The sequence below is a fragment of the Marinomonas balearica genome, assembly GCF_004362145.1.
GTDB lineage: Bacteria > Pseudomonadota > Gammaproteobacteria > Pseudomonadales > Marinomonadaceae > Marinomonas > Marinomonas balearica.
This window is the reverse complement of the sequence record NZ_SNXC01000011.1, coordinates 1-17,712: the sequence shown is the minus strand read 5'-3', so window position 1 is coordinate 17,712 and position 17,712 is coordinate 1. Positions and strand designations below refer to the sequence as shown.

General features: G+C 42.6%; 15 protein-coding genes. 5 read left to right on the top strand and 10 right to left on the bottom strand.

Features of this window, described 5'->3' with window-relative positions:
- Nucleotides 1-70: 70 nt before the first annotated feature.
- Together DFP79_RS07540 and DFP79_RS07535 are read left to right on the top strand one after the other, a co-directional pair.
- The gene (locus tag DFP79_RS07540) at nucleotides 71-1,849 is read left to right on the top strand and encodes a GGDEF domain-containing protein (protein WP_133503329.1); all 1,779 of its coding nucleotides are present in this window, start codon (nucleotides 71-73) and stop codon (nucleotides 1,847-1,849) included.
- Between the two features lie 127 nt (nucleotides 1,850-1,976).
- Nucleotides 1,977-2,774 carry a UDP-2,3-diacylglucosamine diphosphatase gene (locus tag DFP79_RS07535; RefSeq protein WP_133503328.1) on the top strand — a complete coding sequence of 266 codons (798 nt, stop codon included), beginning with the start codon at nucleotides 1,977-1,979 and terminating at the stop codon, nucleotides 2,772-2,774.
- Between the two features lie 73 nt (nucleotides 2,775-2,847).
- Here the strand turns inward: DFP79_RS07535 and DFP79_RS07530 are convergent, their stop codons facing one another.
- On the bottom strand, nucleotides 2,848-5,853 hold the full coding sequence (locus DFP79_RS07530) for a bifunctional diguanylate cyclase/phosphodiesterase (RefSeq protein WP_133503327.1): 3,006 nt from the start codon (nucleotides 5,851-5,853) through the stop codon (nucleotides 2,848-2,850).
- Between the two features lie 338 nt (nucleotides 5,854-6,191).
- Here DFP79_RS07530 and glsB point away from each other — a divergent pair, with 338 nt between their 5' ends.
- On the top strand, nucleotides 6,192-7,100 hold the full coding sequence (glsB, locus tag DFP79_RS07525) for a glutaminase B (RefSeq protein WP_133503326.1): 909 nt from the start codon (nucleotides 6,192-6,194) through the stop codon (nucleotides 7,098-7,100).
- A gap of 60 nt (nucleotides 7,101-7,160) precedes the next feature.
- Here the strand turns inward: glsB and DFP79_RS07520 are convergent, their stop codons facing one another.
- From DFP79_RS07520 to DFP79_RS07510, 3 genes are all read right to left on the bottom strand, one after another.
- On the bottom strand, nucleotides 7,161-7,748 hold the full coding sequence (locus DFP79_RS07520; RefSeq protein WP_133503325.1) for a hypothetical protein: 588 nt from the start codon (nucleotides 7,746-7,748) through the stop codon (nucleotides 7,161-7,163).
- A 102-nt stretch (nucleotides 7,749-7,850) separates the two neighbouring features.
- The gene (locus tag DFP79_RS07515) at nucleotides 7,851-9,095 is read right to left on the bottom strand and encodes a leucine-rich repeat-containing protein kinase family protein (protein ID WP_133503324.1); all 1,245 of its coding nucleotides are present in this window, start codon (nucleotides 9,093-9,095) and stop codon (nucleotides 7,851-7,853) included.
- Between the two features lie 839 nt (nucleotides 9,096-9,934).
- Nucleotides 9,935-10,402 carry a GNAT family N-acetyltransferase gene (locus DFP79_RS07510; protein ID WP_133503323.1) on the bottom strand — a complete coding sequence of 156 codons (468 nt, stop codon included), beginning with the start codon at nucleotides 10,400-10,402 and terminating at the stop codon, nucleotides 9,935-9,937.
- A 262-nt stretch (nucleotides 10,403-10,664) separates the two neighbouring features.
- Between DFP79_RS07510 and DFP79_RS07505 the strand changes: the two genes are divergently transcribed.
- Nucleotides 10,665-11,738 (top strand): YHYH protein, encoded by a 1,074-nt coding sequence (locus tag DFP79_RS07505; RefSeq protein ID WP_133503322.1) that lies wholly within the window; start codon nucleotides 10,665-10,667, stop codon nucleotides 11,736-11,738.
- 156 nt (nucleotides 11,739-11,894) lie between these two features.
- On the opposite strand, the gene DFP79_RS07500 is transcribed toward DFP79_RS07505, so the two are convergent.
- The 3 genes from DFP79_RS07500 to DFP79_RS07490 are packed head-to-tail and all read right to left on the bottom strand — an operon-like array spanning nucleotide 11,895 to nucleotide 14,196.
- Entirely contained in the window at nucleotides 11,895-12,557 is a 663-nt protein-coding gene (locus tag DFP79_RS07500) for an anthranilate synthase component II (RefSeq protein WP_133503321.1), read from the bottom strand.
- A 12-nt stretch (nucleotides 12,558-12,569) separates the two neighbouring features.
- The gene (locus DFP79_RS07495) at nucleotides 12,570-13,970 is read right to left on the bottom strand and encodes an anthranilate synthase component I family protein (RefSeq protein ID WP_133503320.1); all 1,401 of its coding nucleotides are present in this window, start codon (nucleotides 13,968-13,970) and stop codon (nucleotides 12,570-12,572) included.
- The gene (locus DFP79_RS07490) at nucleotides 13,957-14,196 is read right to left on the bottom strand and encodes a Trp family transcriptional regulator (protein WP_013662681.1); all 240 of its coding nucleotides are present in this window, start codon (nucleotides 14,194-14,196) and stop codon (nucleotides 13,957-13,959) included. Before DFP79_RS07490 ends, DFP79_RS07495 begins: the two co-directional genes overlap by 14 nt.
- Before the next feature lie 203 nt (nucleotides 14,197-14,399).
- Between DFP79_RS07490 and DFP79_RS07485 the strand changes: the two genes are divergently transcribed.
- The gene (locus tag DFP79_RS07485; RefSeq protein WP_133503319.1) at nucleotides 14,400-14,696 is read left to right on the top strand and encodes an antibiotic biosynthesis monooxygenase family protein; all 297 of its coding nucleotides are present in this window, start codon (nucleotides 14,400-14,402) and stop codon (nucleotides 14,694-14,696) included.
- 64 nt (nucleotides 14,697-14,760) lie between these two features.
- Here the strand turns inward: DFP79_RS07485 and fabA are convergent, their stop codons facing one another.
- From fabA to DFP79_RS07470, 3 genes are all read right to left on the bottom strand, one after another.
- The gene (fabA, locus tag DFP79_RS07480; protein ID WP_133503318.1) at nucleotides 14,761-15,249 is read right to left on the bottom strand and encodes a bifunctional 3-hydroxydecanoyl-ACP dehydratase/trans-2-decenoyl-ACP isomerase; all 489 of its coding nucleotides are present in this window, start codon (nucleotides 15,247-15,249) and stop codon (nucleotides 14,761-14,763) included.
- 81 nt (nucleotides 15,250-15,330) lie between these two features.
- Nucleotides 15,331-16,185 carry a helix-turn-helix domain-containing protein gene (locus DFP79_RS07475; RefSeq protein WP_166637667.1) on the bottom strand — a complete coding sequence of 285 codons (855 nt, stop codon included), beginning with the start codon at nucleotides 16,183-16,185 and terminating at the stop codon, nucleotides 15,331-15,333.
- Between the two features lie 202 nt (nucleotides 16,186-16,387).
- Nucleotides 16,388-17,599: a PDDEXK-like family protein gene (locus tag DFP79_RS07470; protein WP_133503316.1), complete on the bottom strand. Its 1,212-nt coding sequence runs from the start codon at nucleotides 17,597-17,599 to the stop codon at nucleotides 16,388-16,390.
- Between the last annotated feature and the right edge of the window lie 113 nt (nucleotides 17,600-17,712).

Sequence of the window (17,712 nt, the reverse complement as noted above, 5' to 3'; positions counted from 1 at the left end):
TCATATTTGTGTATTAGAATCGTCATAACCCACCGTCCTTTTGAAAGGGAAGCAACATGCTGGAAAGACGATGCAAAATAACCAAATAAAGCAATTGTATAAGACGCTATCAGAAGGCCTTATAACACCCTATTTTCAGCCTATATTTGATTTGAGAAATGGTGAAGTGCTTGGTCACGAGGCACTTTCTAGAGGTCCGAGTAAAACTCCATTGTTTGCGCCTGATGTTCTGTTTCCACTTGCCGAGTCTGCTGGAAAATTGCATGAGCTTGAGATACTGTGCCGTTCAAAAGCCCTGTCTCGTTTTGTAGAGATTGGTTTAAAAGGCAAACTCTTCTTAAATGTTAGCGCATCCCTTTTAAGATCCCCTCAGCATCAGAGCGGTATGACACTCGCTATCCTTAAAGACTTAGGGTTAGATGAGAAACAAATTGTTATCGAATTATCCGAAAAGCACCCGTACGATCAAGATGGTTTATCGCACCAAAGCGTCAATCATTATCGTGAAATGGGCTTTCAGGTCGCTATTGATGACCTAGGTGCAGGTTACTCTGGTCTTCGTCTTTGGTCCGAGCTGCAACCCGACATCGTAAAAATAGACAAACACTTTATACAAGGTATAGACAGCGATGATGTAAAACGAGAGATCGTCAGATCGATCATTGCAATCGCTCAGAGGCTCAAATGTACCTTAATCGCCGAGGGTATCGAAACGCGACAAGAGCTTGATCAAGTTGTTGAATTAGGTATTCCTTTCGGTCAGGGCTATTTTCTAGGACGGCCTACGCCATCGCCTGTCGATACTCCGCATTCGTACTTAGCTCAAAAAGCACAGAAAAAAGAGCAATTTGATGCCAATCACGGCGAAACAGTTTGGACGTTATGCAAATCCACTCCAAGTGTGAGCGCAAATAGCCCACTTCGCGATGTTGCGAAGCTCTTTAGCAAATACAACGATTTGTTTGTGGTTCCTGTGTTGGATGATGGTAGACCTATTGGCGTTGTTCGACGTCACGCGCTTCACGAGCTTTTCTCTACCCCGTATGGGAGAGCGTTGTACGAACACAAAGCCGCAACGAATATCATCAGTGATGACGCAATCATCGTTGAAAGTCATGTTAGTCTGGCAAGTGTATCCACCATGCTCACCACACAAGAAGCAGATACCCTCAACAATGAGATTATTATCGTTAAAGAAGGTCAATACATCGGTACAGGGCATCTTAGGGATTTGCTAAAACGCATTACCGAGTTAAAGATTCAAAATGCAACGTATTCGAACCCACTGACTCTTCTTCCTGGTAATGTTCCCATTCACAAAGAAGTCAACCGACGCCTAAAAAATCAAGACACCTTCCATGTAGCGTATTTTGACCTTAACGATTTTAAGCCTTTTAACGACTATTTTGGCTACGCCAAGGGCGATGAAGTTATTCAATTGTTAGGCAATATTATTCGAGAAGAAATCAACCCTGAAGATAACTTCGTTGGTCATATTGGCGGTGATGATTTTGTGGCGATCTTTGGTGATCCAAACTGGCATGAACAATGTGAATCCGTGTTAAATGCATTCGCTGCCCAAGTGCGTGATTTTTACAATCAAAGCACCCTCGCAGCAGGCGGTGTTTGGTCCCCAAACCGTCATGGAGATACCGTCTTTCATTCTATTTTGAGCTTGTCGATCGGAGTGGTTAATCCAGATCCTGCTCAGTGCAATAGCCACCATTATGTTGCGGAACTTGCCGCTCAAGCAAAGAAAGCCGCTAAAAAACAAGGGGGAAACACCGTGCATTTATTGACTCCTCGTTATACCCAAGCGTCTTTTAATTCAAACCACACTAACGCTTAGCAACCAGTGATTAGGGAGCAGACTTAGTATAAATGAAGGCGTTCTAACAAAACTGACATCGAAACGTCACTGAGTCGTCATATCGTTTTTTTAGCCTTGTAGTCAGTTAGAAAAACGGGGCGACACTATGCAAACTCATTTCAGAGCAGTCTTTATTTCCGATGTGCATCTTGGTACAAAAGCCTGCCAAGCAAAGCACCTTTTAGATTTTCTTAATCGCATTACTGTCGATACGTTATATTTGGTTGGCGATATTATCGACCTTCAAGAAATGCGTAAGCGCGCTCACTTTACTGACGATCATCAAGCCGTTATTGAACGCGTTCTGACAATGGCAAAAAAAGACACTGAAGTGATTTATATCCCCGGCAACCACGATGCGTTCTTTCGTCAATTCGTAGGGCAACGCCTTTCAGGCATCGATATTCGGTTAAATACGATTCACACAACCGCAAACGGTCGCCGCTTTCATGTAAGCCATGGTGATGAGTTTGATCAGATGGTAAAAATAAGCCCCTTAATGCTCGCAATAGGCGACAAAGCCCATGGACTCATGCTTCATTTAAACCAGTTTACAAATGCCACGCGCCGTTTTTTTGGCTTACCTTACTGGTCTTTAGCGGGCTATCTAAAAAGTCACATTGGCAAAGCGCGTGATTTTATTGCGCGTTTCGAACTTGCTGCAATTAAGTCTGCGCGCAGTCAAAACTTGGACGGGTATATTTGCGGACACATCCATTTTGCTAACTTTCAAATGAATGATGGAATTCTATATTGCAATGACGGAGATTGGGTTGAACATTGTACTGCTTTAACGGAATCAAAATCAGGTGAGCTGTCATTGATCCACTGGTCTGATACACAGTTTTTGATCGCGACAGAACCGGTAAGCGATGCGCACGTTGGCATAACCTCACCTGTTTAAAATTAAATCGTTCACAGCGACAAGTATTATTGAGTTTTCCGCCAGAAATCGCCCCTTACTGGCAGAAAACGCTTTATTTAAATCGAGCGAGTAACTCATCTTCCGGCATGGGACGACCAAGACCGTAACCTTGGAATAAATCACAGCCCTGCGATTTTAACCATTCAAACTGGCTCTCTTGCTCCACGCCTTCAGCGATGACTTCCATGTTTAAATTGTGGCCTATGTTTATGATCGAAGCTGCAATGGTTGATTCTCTCGTCCCATCAGACAAAGACGATACAAAAGATTGGTCAATTTTAAGCTGATCAATGGGCAATCGTGTGAGGTAAGAAAGAGAAGAATATCCCGTTCCGAAATCGTCCAAGGAAATAAGAACACCTAGCTCCTTCAAGGAATTCATCTTTTTGATGACATCTTCCTGATCGTCCACCAGCATACTTTCAGTGAGTTCCAGTTCAATCGTGCTTGGATTCACACCTGATTTATCCAAGGCATACTTAACTTGATCAACAAAATTGTCTTGAGAAAACTGCAAGGCACTGACATTAATAGACATATTCGAATCTTGAAACACGCCGTTTTTAAACCAATCTGCTTTTGTCTGACAGGCTTCTATTAATACCCAAGCTCCTATTTTGATAATCAGCTTACTTTCTTCTGCAAACGGAATAAATTCTCCGGGGGCAACGAGCCCACGATCTGGATGGTTCCAACGAATAAGCGCTTCCATCCCCACTAAGGATTTATTTACGTCAAACTGCGGCTGATAATAGAGGCTAAACTGTCTTTTAGCTAAAGCATCTCGAAGGCTTGTCTCAAAATAAACCCTCTGCACCACTCTCTCATGCATTTTAGGAAGGAAGAAGCACGACTGCGCTCGACCGGACTGTTTTGCTTCATACATCGCCATTTCTGCTTGCTTGATGACGTCTTCAGCAGCATGTTCGGTTTTAACAGCTCCAAACTCCGTCATACCTATGCTGGCGGTTATCGTTAATTCTTTACCCTCCAATACAAAGGGATATTTAAACTCATGAAGGATTTTGTCTGCAACGTGTTGTGCTCGATACGAAGCCCGCTCAGGGTTGACGGTGACGTCGGCATCTTCGAGCAAGAGTACAAAATTATCACCACTCAGACGCGAGACCATATCTTGCGACCGAACGACGTCCACCAATCGAGAGGCGACCTGCTGTATCAACTCATCGCCTTTTTTATGACCGTAATAATCGTTTAAATCTTTAAAGTTGTCTAAATCCAAATACAAAATAGCACTGCGTCGATAGGTAAATTCCGACATGATCCCCAAACGATGATCAAGCTCTTCTAGAAATAGCGTTTTGTTTGGAAGACGAGTGAGTTCATCATAATAATTAAGCTGTTCAATCCGATGCTGATTGTCTTTGTCTTTCGTGATGTCTCGAAATGTAGCCACGTAATGAAGCAAGCGTTTTTCATCATCTTCAATAGCGGAGATATAGAGCCACTCAGGGAAGATCGTACCGTCTTTGCGACGGTTCCAAATCTCTCCTTCCCAATGACCCACTTTATTCAAAGATTGATACAATTTTCTGTAGAAGTTCCGATCGTGTCGACCTGAAGAAATGATCGCAGGGTTTTTACCAAAGACTTCACTCTCACTGTAGCCCGTAATCTTTTCAAACGCTTTGTTGATTTTAATAATGCGATTATGGCTATCTGTGATGATGATTCCATCTTGCGTCTCAAAGGCAATCGCCGCTATTCTAAGTTCCGCTTCGTATTTAATTCGATCCGTTATATCGCGGGCAAGAAACAGGTAAAAAGCCTCTCGATCTTTTGATTCATCTCGACTGGTGTAGACCGTTGAAAGCTCAAACCATTTTTCATCTTGATCCAATTCCACCCTAAAGCTTAGACCTGTTGATGTACCGTCCGAAAAGGCGTTTTTCATCGATTGTTCCCAAACCGATAAGATCTCTTGGTTCAAACACTCTGTGAGCCTTTCTCTCGGGTACAAGGGAAGCCACTTCATAAGACCTTTTTCAGACGAATAGTGATTTTCGGCTACAACCCCTTTTTCATCTACCTCCACCAAATAATCAGGAATCGCATCGAGCGTATTGGACAAACGTTCGAGCGTTAATTCTGCTTCTCGTGTTTTTTGTTCTACTAGCTGTGCTTTAACGGAGCGCTCAAAGAATTTTCTCGCAATCAGGAAGCACACACTCGTCAACATAAGAACAATGAGAGAAATGGACGAGGCTAACGTATATATGTATCGATTTGATACCCATGCAACGCTGGGAGAAAGTGACAAAGTCCAATGCACGCTGGGAAGTGACATGTCATATTTGATGCTATCTGAGGCGTTATAGCCTTCTGATTGACTGATAACAACATGCGTTTCATCCAAGTCTCGATATTCAGAAAGCTGATATTCGAGCTGATGCTGTTCCAGATTAAACAGCTCCGTATTTTGAATTAATTTTTCAACGCCAAATGCAGCAGCAACGAACCCCCAAAAGGGTTGATCTTTAGACGTTCCCTCAATCACGACAGGAATTCTAACTCCTACTGCGTAGGTTTCGTCTATCAATCGAATGGGAGCAGAAACACTACTCGACAAAGCGAGGTGATCACGTAAAGCATTTGCTCTTAGTTCATCATTTCCGAATAGATTAATACCGATAACACGCTCATGCCCAGTAAGCGGATAGATTTTTGCAATGATCCCATTTGGAATCAATACTAAGCGGTCAACAATGGGGTAACGTTCGAGCACAAAGCTAGCGTACGATTCAAAGTCTTTTACTTCGCCACGATTAAATCGAACATAATCCACAATTTCTGCCGTTGCAGCTAAACCTTGATCAATTTTTTTTTCAATTTTATTGGCGTACGAAAAAGCTTCGTGTTGAGCAAACTCTTTTGCTAAATATTCCGTGTTTGAAAAGCAAGTATGAAATGCAATCCCACCTAGGATGGAAAAAGACACAAAGCTCAGCACAGTCACTAACTTTACAAATGGTACAGAGTAATCAAGTCTGTTCATACGATTTGATAGATTTCCAATAGCAAAGAGAAGCAAATCCATCTATTCCCACCCATTTTCAACGATTATCGCCATGGGCAGTCTTCTTACATTAATGGTCGTTGTCGCTGCAAATCACTCTAATGAGTTTAATAATAGACGTGTCTAACAGTTTGGTATGTTTTGCAATTTAACATAGAAGTCATACTTAAAGCGAACACGTCGCCTTCTGATACCTAAAGCTTAAAGCTCAGCTCCAATCCATCAGGCTCTTGTCGTATTTTAGGATAGAAGAAGATCCATAAAATTCATATGCGGTCTGCGATAATAACGCTTTATTTGTCGCCAAATGAGAGGCAGAATGCGCGTAAAAATAAGAATAGCAATAAAGGTAACGTACGTTGAATACCGTTCTAAAACGCATCTATGACAAAGTTCTGCCTCTCGTTGGTGAAGGTAAGGTCGCAGACTACATTCCCGCACTCGCGAGCGTTAACCCAAATCAATTTGGTATCGCCATCTATAGTAATCAGGGTGAAAGCTATACCATTGGCGATGCCAACACACCGTTTTCGATCCAAAGTATTTCAAAGGTCTTTAATCTAACATTGGCCATGAAGCACTATGGTGACGATATGTGGCAACGAGTCGGTCGAGAGCCATCAGGCTTACCCTTTAACTCACTGGTTCAACTCGAATATGAAAGCGGCGTTCCAAGAAACCCGTTTATAAACGCAGGGGCAATTGTTGTCAGTGATATGAATCAAACACGATTCGCGACGCCTCACTATGCCATGCGTGAATTCGTTCGAAGATTGTCTGGCAACCCAGATATCAAAACCGACAAAGTCGTTGCCGATTCCGAGTATCAACACCGTTCACGTAATGCGGCAATGGCCTACCTTATGAAGTCATTCAACAACTTCGAGAACGAGGTAGAAGATGTACTTCACAGCTACTTTTCAAACTGTGCATTACAAATGAGCTGCATGGACTTAGCAAAAGCCTTTGGTTTCCTCGCCAATAAAGGTTATTGCATGATTAACAACGAACAAGTCGTTTCAGAGCAACAAGCGAGACAAATCAACGCTTTGATGGCAACCAGCGGCCTCTACGATGAAGCGGGGACATTTGCATACACGGTAGGCTTACCTGGAAAAAGCGGTGTCGGTGGCGGTATTGTTGCAATCGTACCTAACCAGTTCTCTATATGTGTCTGGTCACCGTGCTTAAATAAGGTTGGCAATTCGTTGGCAGGTGTAGCGGCACTAGAAGCTCTGTCTAGCGAGATAGGCTGGTCAGTCTTTTAATGATTGAGAGACAGATTCACGGGCTAATCTGTCTCTCATCACCCACCAACACTATCGTATTTATAATGAGATCTCTTCGGCACCCAAAATAGTGCGGCCGTAGCCATCACCTATACGTTGAGCATAAAAGCGCCAACGTGTTCCCGTCCTTATACCAATAAATAATGCACGCGAGTTTCCATAGTCTGGACGGCCATAGACTTTAAGGTTTGCTCCAAGTCGAGCATGCAGAGCATTCCCCGTTTCTCCTGTGGGCTGTAAATGCGATACGCCCACAACATTTCCCATTTTCACCATCAGCATGCAACAACCAGTAAGCTGAGTCGTTACCATCACCCGAGGCCCATTGTTTGGCAATGGATGAGGAAAAGATAACGTATCGCTGTTTTGAACCGGAATGTAAACGGCCTGAAAATTGACTCCCTGCTCTACATTATCTGCACGCATTTTGAATCTTTGCCCGTCGTTATGCGTATTGAGGTTTCCTAATACCGTGCCCGGCCGAGTAACGGCATCATCAGTGGAGACCATTCGATATTGAACCGTTCCTGCGGCTCGACCCGGAGCGGCGTAAGGCGTCAAAGCATTTTTCCGTAAAAATGCCAAAGGGTTATTTATCAATGCATTAACAGCTTGTTGAGCGTTCATATAATCGTCCTTCTATTCCTTTATACTATTGATACGCATAAAAACATCGCTTGCTTTAAGTTAGACTCCTTAAGTTAGACTTCTGAATGCAGACTCCTAAGTTTAGGCGTTATCCGCGACTTTACTTTTTTTAGCACTCTTTTCATTCAGCTCATCATTCGTCACCAAAGACTGCATATCTTCAATGAAATACGATAATGCACGTCGTTCAATAGTACGAATTCCCTCTTTTTGATGAGGCAATAAATTGTCGTATTTCGAAGCTGCGCCAAAATCACCAAATAGTAAATGCCCATCAGGGTTTACAAGTACATTGTGCGCATACAAATCTCCGTGAGAGACTTCTTTTTCTTCAAAGTGGGCAACCAAGCTTTCCATCTGAGAAATCAAATGTTTGGCTTCTGATGCTGTGAAAGACTGCCCTTGTGTAAAAGTATCTCGTGTACAGGTTTGTAAACTGGGTGGCTGACCCAAATTTTTGTACTCTAGCGGTATCAGTGTCATGACTAGCGCAGACATTGCCTCTTCATCAATATAGGCCAACGCACTCACTAGGTTTGAGTGATGACCAACAGACAAACAAGCATCTAATTCATCCTCCGGATACCCATCACTGGTTACATCGCCTCTAAACACCTTTACTGCAACGTTACCTGAAAAAGCAGCATCAGGAGACAGAAACTGTGCTCTTGAAATGATGCCAGATGCGCCATTTCCCAGAACGTCCATTAACTCTAGATCTTGCGCGTTCACCAAGGGAAAATCTAAATGAGGTTGTCGTTCAGGACAAAATGGGTTTCCTGAAAAAGCCATCCAAGCTAACTTTGGCAGCGATAGCAGAACATCAGGAAAATCATTCAAGCGGTTCGCGGATATTCGAATCAGCCCTAAGTTATATAAATATCTCATCGAATCAGGGAGTGATTTCAGCATATTGCCAGCAAGTGCAAGCTTTTCTAACCTCGAACATTGACCAATACTGTGTGGCAGCGTTTCGATTTGATTATCGGTCAATATGAGCCATCTAAGCTTAACGGGAAAACAGTCTTCTGGCACACGATTGATTTGATTGTGCTTAAAGCCAACCATCTCCAACTTTTTGCATTGCCCTAGTACAGAAGGGACATGTTTGAACGCGTTATTGGAAGCAAAAAATATTTTTAAATTCGGCAGACTCTCAGCAAAATCTAAAGGCAGATCGTCTAATTGATTGGAAGATAAATCCAAGATCTCAAGAGAATCAGAAAGGTAGTAAATCTCTTTGGGAAACGTTTTAAGGTTATCGGACAATTGGAGGCGCGTTATGCCTGCTAGATCCCCATTTTTTAACTGTTCTAATGTATGCACAGAAAATTCCATCAACTCTATTAATTTTGGTCAATGATGAACGAAATTTAGCGCAAAAAAAAGCAGCCATTTGGCTGCCTATTTTTTCGTCTTCCTGACGCGCACCGCTTCTTGCGGTGAAAATTCCTGCTCGCTGTCCTAGCGACACTCATTCCTGCGAGTGCTTCAATCCTGATCCCTGTCCAGCTAACGCTGATTTCCTTTTGAGCTTCATGCTCTGACAATCCATTTGCCTTTGTCCTAAAACTCCGTCTTTCCTTTGGAATTAAGGGGGTGACTTACGTCACCCCGTTTCTCGCCTCTGTCCGTAGAAACGACTCTTCCGATGAGTTGAGCATCCTGCTTGTTCTTCCGTTAGAGATCCGACCAACCTTAGTCACATGACGTTATCCTTCGTCACTACACATCCTGTTCTAAACATCCGTTTAATTTGAGCATCCTGCTCTGTCCTTCAGTATCCGTATAACTTACCTGTTATACTGCACGCCATGTGCTGTCATCCCTGATGTCCGTCTGGATAAGGTAAATGTACACCAAATTTTAAAAATGTAAAAATTCTAGAAAAAGACAGAAAATATTATTTTTCCATTATAAATCATATACTTAAATATAAACTACACATCGTACTTCTCATTTTCTACATGCTATTCAGATATCTCCTACCTGATCGTCAGATTTCCCCTACAACGCTTTTACTTATCGTAACCATCCGAAAAAATTGGACAGAAAATCTTTCGTTCAATTCAAATTCGACACGTTCATCCATTACATCATAAGCGCCATTTTCCATATCGATTAGAAAACCTAAGGCAACTTAAATACCGTTTGGCGGGGAATATTTACGATAAATCCAAACCTAAAAATGACGTGCCCGGCATCGGGTTATCACTAACAGGTTCACATGGTCGAAAACCCAATGATTCATATAAACGCTTCGCTGTTTTAAAATCTGCTAAAACGTCAAGACACATTCGCTGATAACAACAGCTTTTTGCTATTTTGATCAACTCTTTTACCAATTTTTCACCCGTTTTTTGACCGCGCACTGATGGCCTGACATACACTCGCTTCATTTCACAAGTGCTTGCATCTACTTGTCTAAAAGCTGCACACCCGACGACTTCGCCATGATATTCAGACAACAATACAACGCCATTGGGCAGAGAGTATTTTTCAGCTATTGTCAGAAACTCTTGTTCGTTGTTTTGGTAATCCAAGCTTACCGGAGCGGATTCAATATATTCACGGAAAATACTCAACGTCCGTTCTGTATCTTTTGAAAAATCCGCTATTCGTATTAAGACCATGCTATTCGCCATTCCAATAAAGTAACGTCAGTAGCATTAATTTGCATGATGAGCTTAGAAAAAACAATATATGAAGCTGTTCAGCCTCTCCCCCTCATTCCTTACTACATAATCTCTGCATACTTTCTATATAGGCTAAACAGTACAAGCATAAGTCGGTCAATAAGTGTTTCAACATATTACGAGCAGATGGGGATCAAATCTGAAACGGCATAACCGAGTTACGTACCTTTGTAATTTCTCTAACGTAGAGGGACAGCCAATGACACACTCATCATCCAGTTTAGAAAAAATCAATAAAATAGCCGTGAGCAAATACACGTCTGCCGGCCTGCTCGCTTTATTACTATCGGCCTGTGGTGAAAGCCACACCCACTCTCATGCAATCAATGATCATGCAGTCGATTTAAAAGATGCCATACTTCAAAACCGCAGTGCAGACTGCGCGGATTATGCGAATGAGTATGGATCGTCAGTTAAAGACATTCGAAAAAATGAACATTTTATTGCTCAAGTCAGCATAGAAGTTCAGGACCGCTACTGTACGCTTACCTCGAACAATATCCCGAATCATGATTTCAATGACCGAAACGCACGATTTGCGACAAACGCTAAAGAAGTGTCTCAAAGCTTTAATATTAAACGCGCTCCTCAGCTTTCCTATCGTGTAACGCCATTAGAGCAAAGCACTTACAATGGCATTATGATAAATGGCGTGCCTATCGATATTCTGTCTGCAGCATGCTATTCACCAAACGCTCGTCGAGCCGACAGACAAGGCAATATCCCAATTGGCTGTCGCTCAGATGCAAAATGGTTGGTCGACCCACTGGGCCCTAACGCAAACATGGGAGCAGATGCGCACAACGCCCACACACAGCCCGATGGTTCTTATCATTATCATGGGAATCCCAACGCATTATTTGATGAAAAACCAGGAAACAATGGTTCGCCAACAATAGGGTTCGCAGCCGATGGGTTTCCAATTTATGGCTCGTATTTTTATGACGAAACACGCAAGCAAGTACGAAAAGCAAAATCAGGGTATCGGCTCAAATCAGGAACGAGACCAACCCGCAGCTCGACAAGTCCTGGAGGCAACTACGATGGAACCTATATCCAAGATTGGGAATTTGCCAACACCGGTGACTTAGACCAATGCAACGGTATGACTGTCAACGGTCAATATGGTTACTACGTGACCGACACGTATCCGTGGATTGTAAACTGTTTCAGTGGCACTCCCGATCCATCATTTAGAAAAAGAATGGGGAAAAATAAGCAGCCGAACCACAAAAATACACAGCACAGATTCCCTCCAAAACCAGCCTATTAGAGAAGATAGAGACATAAAAAAATCCGATGCAGCACTATCTGCATCGGATTTTCAAATCAGCATCATGACTAAAAGAGTCATGTAAATTTTGCAGCTCTCGAATAACCAACGCTAAACATCAGAAGCATTGGAGTCACTAAATGACGTGACGAGCCATTAATTTTGAAGCAAAAAATTCTTAATTAAATCTCGCCCACCTTCCGTTGCAAAGGACTCTGGATGAAATTGAATCCCTTGAATAGGATATTGCTTGTGACGCACACCCATGATCTCAAAATCGCCACCTTGATGAATCACATCGTGATTATCAAAATCTTCTACTGCCAACTCGCCAACAGACGAGGTCACTTCCAACACCTCCGGCAAGCTTTCTGATTCCGCTATCAATGAATGATAACGCATGATCTCCAACTGATCAGGGATATCATGGAAAATCCCTTCGCCATTGTGCGAGATCGGGCTGGTTTTCCCATGCATAGGAAGAGGCGCTTTAACAACATTACCTCCAAATACATGACAAATACCCTGCATACCAAGACACACTCCCATTAACGGGATGCTTTTACCCAGTTCGCGGATGACTTGTGCGCACACACCAAAATACGCCTCGTTGTCGGGACTGCCCGGCCCAGGCGAGATAATAATACGATCAGGTGCAGCCGCTTTTACATCTTCAAGTGTCACTTCATCATTACGCTTTACCACCACCTGAAAAGATTCAAGATCACCTCTCGACTGTTCACCCATCAATATTTCACCAATATATTGATAAAGGTTGTACGTAAAGGAGTCGTAGTTATCGATAATATAGACTTTCACTTTAATTCTCCTTTACTGTTCGTTCTGCGGTGAGAACTGATCAAGCACGCGTTTCGTGCCAGCAAATTTACGTTGAATTTCTTCAAATTCATCGGCGGCATTTGAATCGTATACATTCCCACCACAGGTTTGCACGTAAGCCTTTTTACCGTTGGCAAATACCGTACGAATAGGAATAGCGAACATACAATCACCATTAAAAGAAAACTGCCCCACCGCACCGCCATAAGGGCCACGGCCATCATTTTCAAGATCATCAATGATCTTCATCGCTTCAATTTTTGGTGCGCCGGTCAAGGTGCCTGCAGGAAAGTTACTCGCAAGCGCAGAGAACATATCGTGCTCATCCGCAATGATACCGACGATCTCACTGGAGATATGCTGCACATGGCTAAAACGCTTAATATCCATCAAAGAACGGACTTTAACCGTACCAAAACGCGCAACACGTCCAATGTCATTTCGATGCAGATCGACGATCATATTGTGCTCTGCAATTTCTTTAGGATCGTTCAAAAGAACCCGCGCGAAATCTCTGTCTTCTTTTTCATCAACACCGCGCTTCGCGGTTCCAGCAAGCGGGAAGGTTTCCATTTCACCTTGTCGTAAGCGGAACAACAGCTCTGGACTTGCGCCAATCACCTTTTGCTCGCCAAACTTCACATAATACATTTGCGGCGACGGGTTCACTTCTCGCAACTGCTCATAGATACCGATGGTGTCGCCATCCAACTCGAACCATTTTTTAAAGCCAACCTCAACCTGAAAAATCTTGCCATCAATGATGTCTTCTTTTACTTTCGCAACCGCGTCCGCATGATCCTCTCGGTTCATAGAGTCGCCCGTTGGCGTGATCGTTAACGCGCCATTTTCAGGAATCGGCGCATTCAGCATTTCCTCCACCAGCTCTAGGCGGTTATTCTCGTAATAGAAGTAAAAAACCTCTCCCGTCATTTTGTCTAGAATCAAACCGTCGGTATATAAGCCAAAGCGAAAACCATCGAACATCTCCGATACTTGTAGATCCAATGAAGGCTCGAAGTAGTTCATACTGTCATAGCCAATATAACCCGTTAACCCGCCCGCATAACCACGTGAGATGATGTTTTGCGGCACGATACTGCGCAATAGGTAATAAGGGTTATCCGACTCATAAGACTCCGTTGCTCCATCTCTTTCTTGAATAAACAACTGATTGCCTTCGGCCCATAACTGCTTCTCTGGATCAAAGCCAATAATCGAATGGCGCGAGATGTAACTGTCTTCGCCTAAGGATTCCAGCATAAAACAGTTCTCAAAGCGCTTTTCAACTTTCTTGAAAAGCCCGAAAAAGTCACAGTTAGAACTGATCGTCACGTACTTGGGTTTACGCGGCAGCTCTATGCGCGGTGGCACTTTCTTAAACGGAGTCATTTTTTTGTAATTCCTTAAAGGCTCTGGAGCCTCGAGTGACGGTCGCAATACCGACCCCCAATTGTTTAGCTATTTCTCTTTGTGGAATACCTTGTCGCAACAGCTCAAAAATCTGTAAACGATGCTGCATTTCACTCACTTCATTGGGTGTTAACAACGCATTGAGCTTACGCTCCATCTGCGCGTCATTTTCCACTTCGCGTAAAAATTGAATCAATTTTTGCATTCGAGACAGTGCTCATATAATTATTCATGTATCAACGTACTAGTACAGTATAGATATAAACTCATTTTGGCAAGTGCATAAGGCTTTGTATTGGCAATAATTGCGAAGTAATGTTTACTAGAAACCTTTACACGACTACTGCGTACTCCAACACGCTGTGCAAAGGTCTCTACTAAGAAGTAAAACGGTAAGGAGTAAAATAAATGCCAAAAGTGATTCGTGTATTTCGTGTCGAAATCGTTCCTGAAATTAGAACCGAATTTGAAGAAAAGTTTCGCCGCATTTCGGTTGGCGCGCTTGACTCGCAGCCGGGTTGCCTTGACATAACCATCGGCTTTCCATCACCTACGACTCCCAATGAATATTCCATGATATCGACATGGGAAAGTCACGAAAAACTGGTCGAGTTTCTTGGTGATAAATGGGATCAAGCCTTGATCCCAGACGGGATGGAACATTTTGCTAAACACTACTCAGCGTATCACTACACAGTCGCATGAGGCCATGAGCGAAAGGAAGCTGAAGTCGTAAAGAGAAAGCTGGATGAGAAAAACGAAAAAACAATCAACGAATTAGGCCCACCTTTAGGTCTTTTGCTTCATAGATAACCTTATCGTTCAGCAAGACAAAGCCATCGGCGATGCCCATGCCCAATGGTTTTTTAATAACGCGTTTCACGTGGATATGGTACTCAATGCGGCTATCATCTGGGTAAATTTGCCCTGAAAAGCGCACATTACCAACACCTAACGCACGCCCTTTTCCCGGCAAACCTGAACACCCTAAAAACACACCCAACAACTGCCATAAAGCATCTAACCCCAGACAGCCCGGCATTACAGGATCACCTTTAAAGTGACACGCGAAAAACCAATGATCAGGGCGAATCGCAAGCTGAGCACCTAAGAAGCCCCGACCATAGTGACCACCAGTGAAATCCAATTGGTCAATGTGATCCACCATAAGCATCAAATCACTGGGTAACTGTGCATTGCCTTCGCCGAAAAAACCGCCTTCAGACATGGCTAAAATATCAGAATGGGAAAATTGCATACTCACCTTACCTCTTTAAAAATCAAGGTTACGGACTTAAAGCCCGATCAATAAAAGAGGCAAAAGTATGCTGTCTAGCGCTTATTTCGCATTGTAAAAACCGGACATAAAATCAGAAGCGGTTGGCGAAAGAGAATGTACACCGTACTTTTTGAACGATTTAATTAAATGGGATTGATCGAAGAAACCGAGATCAATCCCATGATGCAAGGCGGGAAGTACGATGCCCTCTGACCTCTGAGAACGTCGTTTTAAAAAGCAATTCATGCGAATGGTCTGGCTAAATGTTTTGACCGAAGCGCCAATGTGCAATTGAAATACTCGATTCAAATGCCTAGCACTGCACCCTACTTGAGCGGCTAACGCATCTACCGATAACGAGCCTTCAGCTCGATAAATCAAATTCAAAGCATGGGATAAGTAAGCAACAAATTTACTAAAATGACTATTTTTAGAGAGTACTGAAGTCAGTAAGTGTTCACATAGTAACGCTCTACTCTGAAAACTATCTTGCTCATAAATCCTTTCATGCACAAAGCGAAGCTCTGGTGATTTTGGCGATTGCAGATAGTCCAGATCATGAATGCAGCCCTTAGCTTCGGCTAAATCCACATTGAAGACATGACGAATGGCACCAGGGTAAAACCAAATACCAAAGTATTCGCCTTTTGGCGTGGCCAGTGGCACTTCCAAAATCTTTGCCTGCGTCCCGCCAAATGATTCCCGACATTTTGAGAAAAACAAGATATTCGTTCCATCGGGGACAATCGGGTAAACCGTCGGCTGATCGATCTTTACCTGCACAAACGCGTAGACAATCCCTTCCAAGGATTCGTTAGGCTTGAGTAACTGAACATCAATGCCAAAGTGCGATTGACCTAGAGAAGTTAAGGTCGGCTGAAACGGTTGGTAGAAAGAAGGTAAGGGAACGGTCATCAGCATAAAACCATGAACAGATATTGCTCAAGTTTAACACTGGTTTTGGTCGGCGTCAGGTAGATACTCTCTCAGGTAGACACAATTGAAAAAACCATAGCATCCTTTGGCTTATAACACCGCATCTAGGTTTGAGCAACGCTTGACTATACTTGCGTGAAAAGAAACCGCCAAGCGTGCGGAATCACTCTTAAATGCTTTCTTAGAACAAAGATTTCAACATGCTGTCTTTATTCAGTGCCAAAACTATAGCTTTTAATTCTTGAGCAACTGTATCCGCAAGTGAGTTTAGGTAATTATTATCAGACAACTTTTGAAGGTTCTCATCCGTTGATGCTGATAGAACAATTGGGTCACTTAGATATTTCCAACCTGCGGACCACTGGTTTGATTTATTGTAACTTGAAAAGTTACTAGTATTAATAGCATTTCGTGCAGCGTCATAAATTGTTTTATCACCTTTTTGGGAACACCAGACACTAAAATAGCAAGCTCCATGATTATTTATAAATCCAACTTGCAACCTTTCCTCTCCAGCAATGGGGTACACCCAAATATCAAAACTATCATTCTTTGCAACAAAGTCCTCACAATCAGATAGAGTTACTGTTGATTCATTCTGGTTAAATGACAATCCGGAAATTCTCTCGAAGATAGCTTCACGAAAAACTTCGATTCTTTTTGCATGATACTTTTCTTTCGCAATCAACAGTGCATCAAGCATTCCAACTGGGCGACCATTAATTAGTTCTTTCTCGAACCAAGACTCAAGCTCTTTCATAAACGATGCACTTTGATTTGTATGAGTAAGTTCTGATACCAAGTTTAAGTATTGTGTAATACTTTCTCGTAGTTCTGGCTTTTCAACCGCTTCCTTTCGACAGAGTTTTAGCCATTTTGATATGTCAAATTTATAACTAATATCAGTGTAGCTTTCACTAAGTATTTCATCTGGAATACCATTTAAGCTTTGATTAGAAGCTTTTTTTCCATCAAGTGTTAAATAAACTATATGGATATTTTTATCTTCGTAGCTCAAATCATTTACGATTTGATAGTATCTATGCAACTGGTTTTCTTGGTCATGGGCATATATTTTATTTTCTAATATTATTGCCTGACCATTTTTGTTCCGGATTAATATATCAATATCATTCCATTCTTTGAGAACAAAAGCTGACTCACAATCAAAACCATCTAAACGCAGGACTTCCCCTACAAAGTGGATTAGATATTCAGGGCCTAGACCATGACTACCTTGCGGATCTAGCAGTTCAGCCAAAAAGCGACTATGTAGTCTCACTTCATCACTCGAACCACGAAGCACCTTAAATAGGTTAAATGATTCATCAAGCTGGTATTTATCTCGTAATATCTTAGGAATGTGCAAGAATTCATCAAGCTTTTTGTGCATTTCGCACTCCTTTGTTCTAACGCCTCAAACACCGGCTTGGTGAAGTTGGCGGCTTTTTTGCGCAAGCGAAAAAGGTGACAGCTTTACCAAGTCCGAGTGATTTGACTTGTTAT

Bases quoted from the DNA above. Each gene is read 5' to 3' on its own strand.
- DFP79_RS07540 (WP_133503329.1), top strand. From the start codon at position 71: ATGCAAAATAACCAAATAAAGCAATTGTATAAGACGCTATCAGAAGGC.
- DFP79_RS07535 (WP_133503328.1), top strand. From the start codon at position 1,977: ATGCAAACTCATTTCAGAGCAGTCTTTATTTCCGATGTGCATCTTGGT.
- DFP79_RS07530 (WP_133503327.1), bottom strand. From the start codon at position 5,853: ATGGATTTGCTTCTCTTTGCTATTGGAAATCTATCAAATCGTATGAAC.
- DFP79_RS07520 (WP_133503325.1), bottom strand. From the start codon at position 7,748: ATGAACGCTCAACAAGCTGTTAATGCATTGATAAATAACCCTTTGGCA.
- DFP79_RS07510 (WP_133503323.1), bottom strand. From the start codon at position 10,402: ATGGTCTTAATACGAATAGCGGATTTTTCAAAAGATACAGAACGGACG.
- DFP79_RS07505 (WP_133503322.1), top strand. From the start codon at position 10,665: ATGACACACTCATCATCCAGTTTAGAAAAAATCAATAAAATAGCCGTG.
- DFP79_RS07495 (WP_133503320.1), bottom strand. From the start codon at position 13,970: ATGACTCCGTTTAAGAAAGTGCCACCGCGCATAGAGCTGCCGCGTAAA.
- DFP79_RS07490 (WP_013662681.1), bottom strand. From the start codon at position 14,196: ATGCAAAAATTGATTCAATTTTTACGCGAAGTGGAAAATGACGCGCAG.
- DFP79_RS07485 (WP_133503319.1), top strand. From the start codon at position 14,400: ATGCCAAAAGTGATTCGTGTATTTCGTGTCGAAATCGTTCCTGAAATT.
- fabA (WP_133503318.1), bottom strand. From the start codon at position 15,249: ATGCAATTTTCCCATTCTGATATTTTAGCCATGTCTGAAGGCGGTTTT.
- DFP79_RS07475 (WP_166637667.1), bottom strand. From the start codon at position 16,185: ATGACCGTTCCCTTACCTTCTTTCTACCAACCGTTTCAGCCGACCTTA.
- DFP79_RS07470 (WP_133503316.1), bottom strand. From the start codon at position 17,599: ATGCACAAAAAGCTTGATGAATTCTTGCACATTCCTAAGATATTACGA.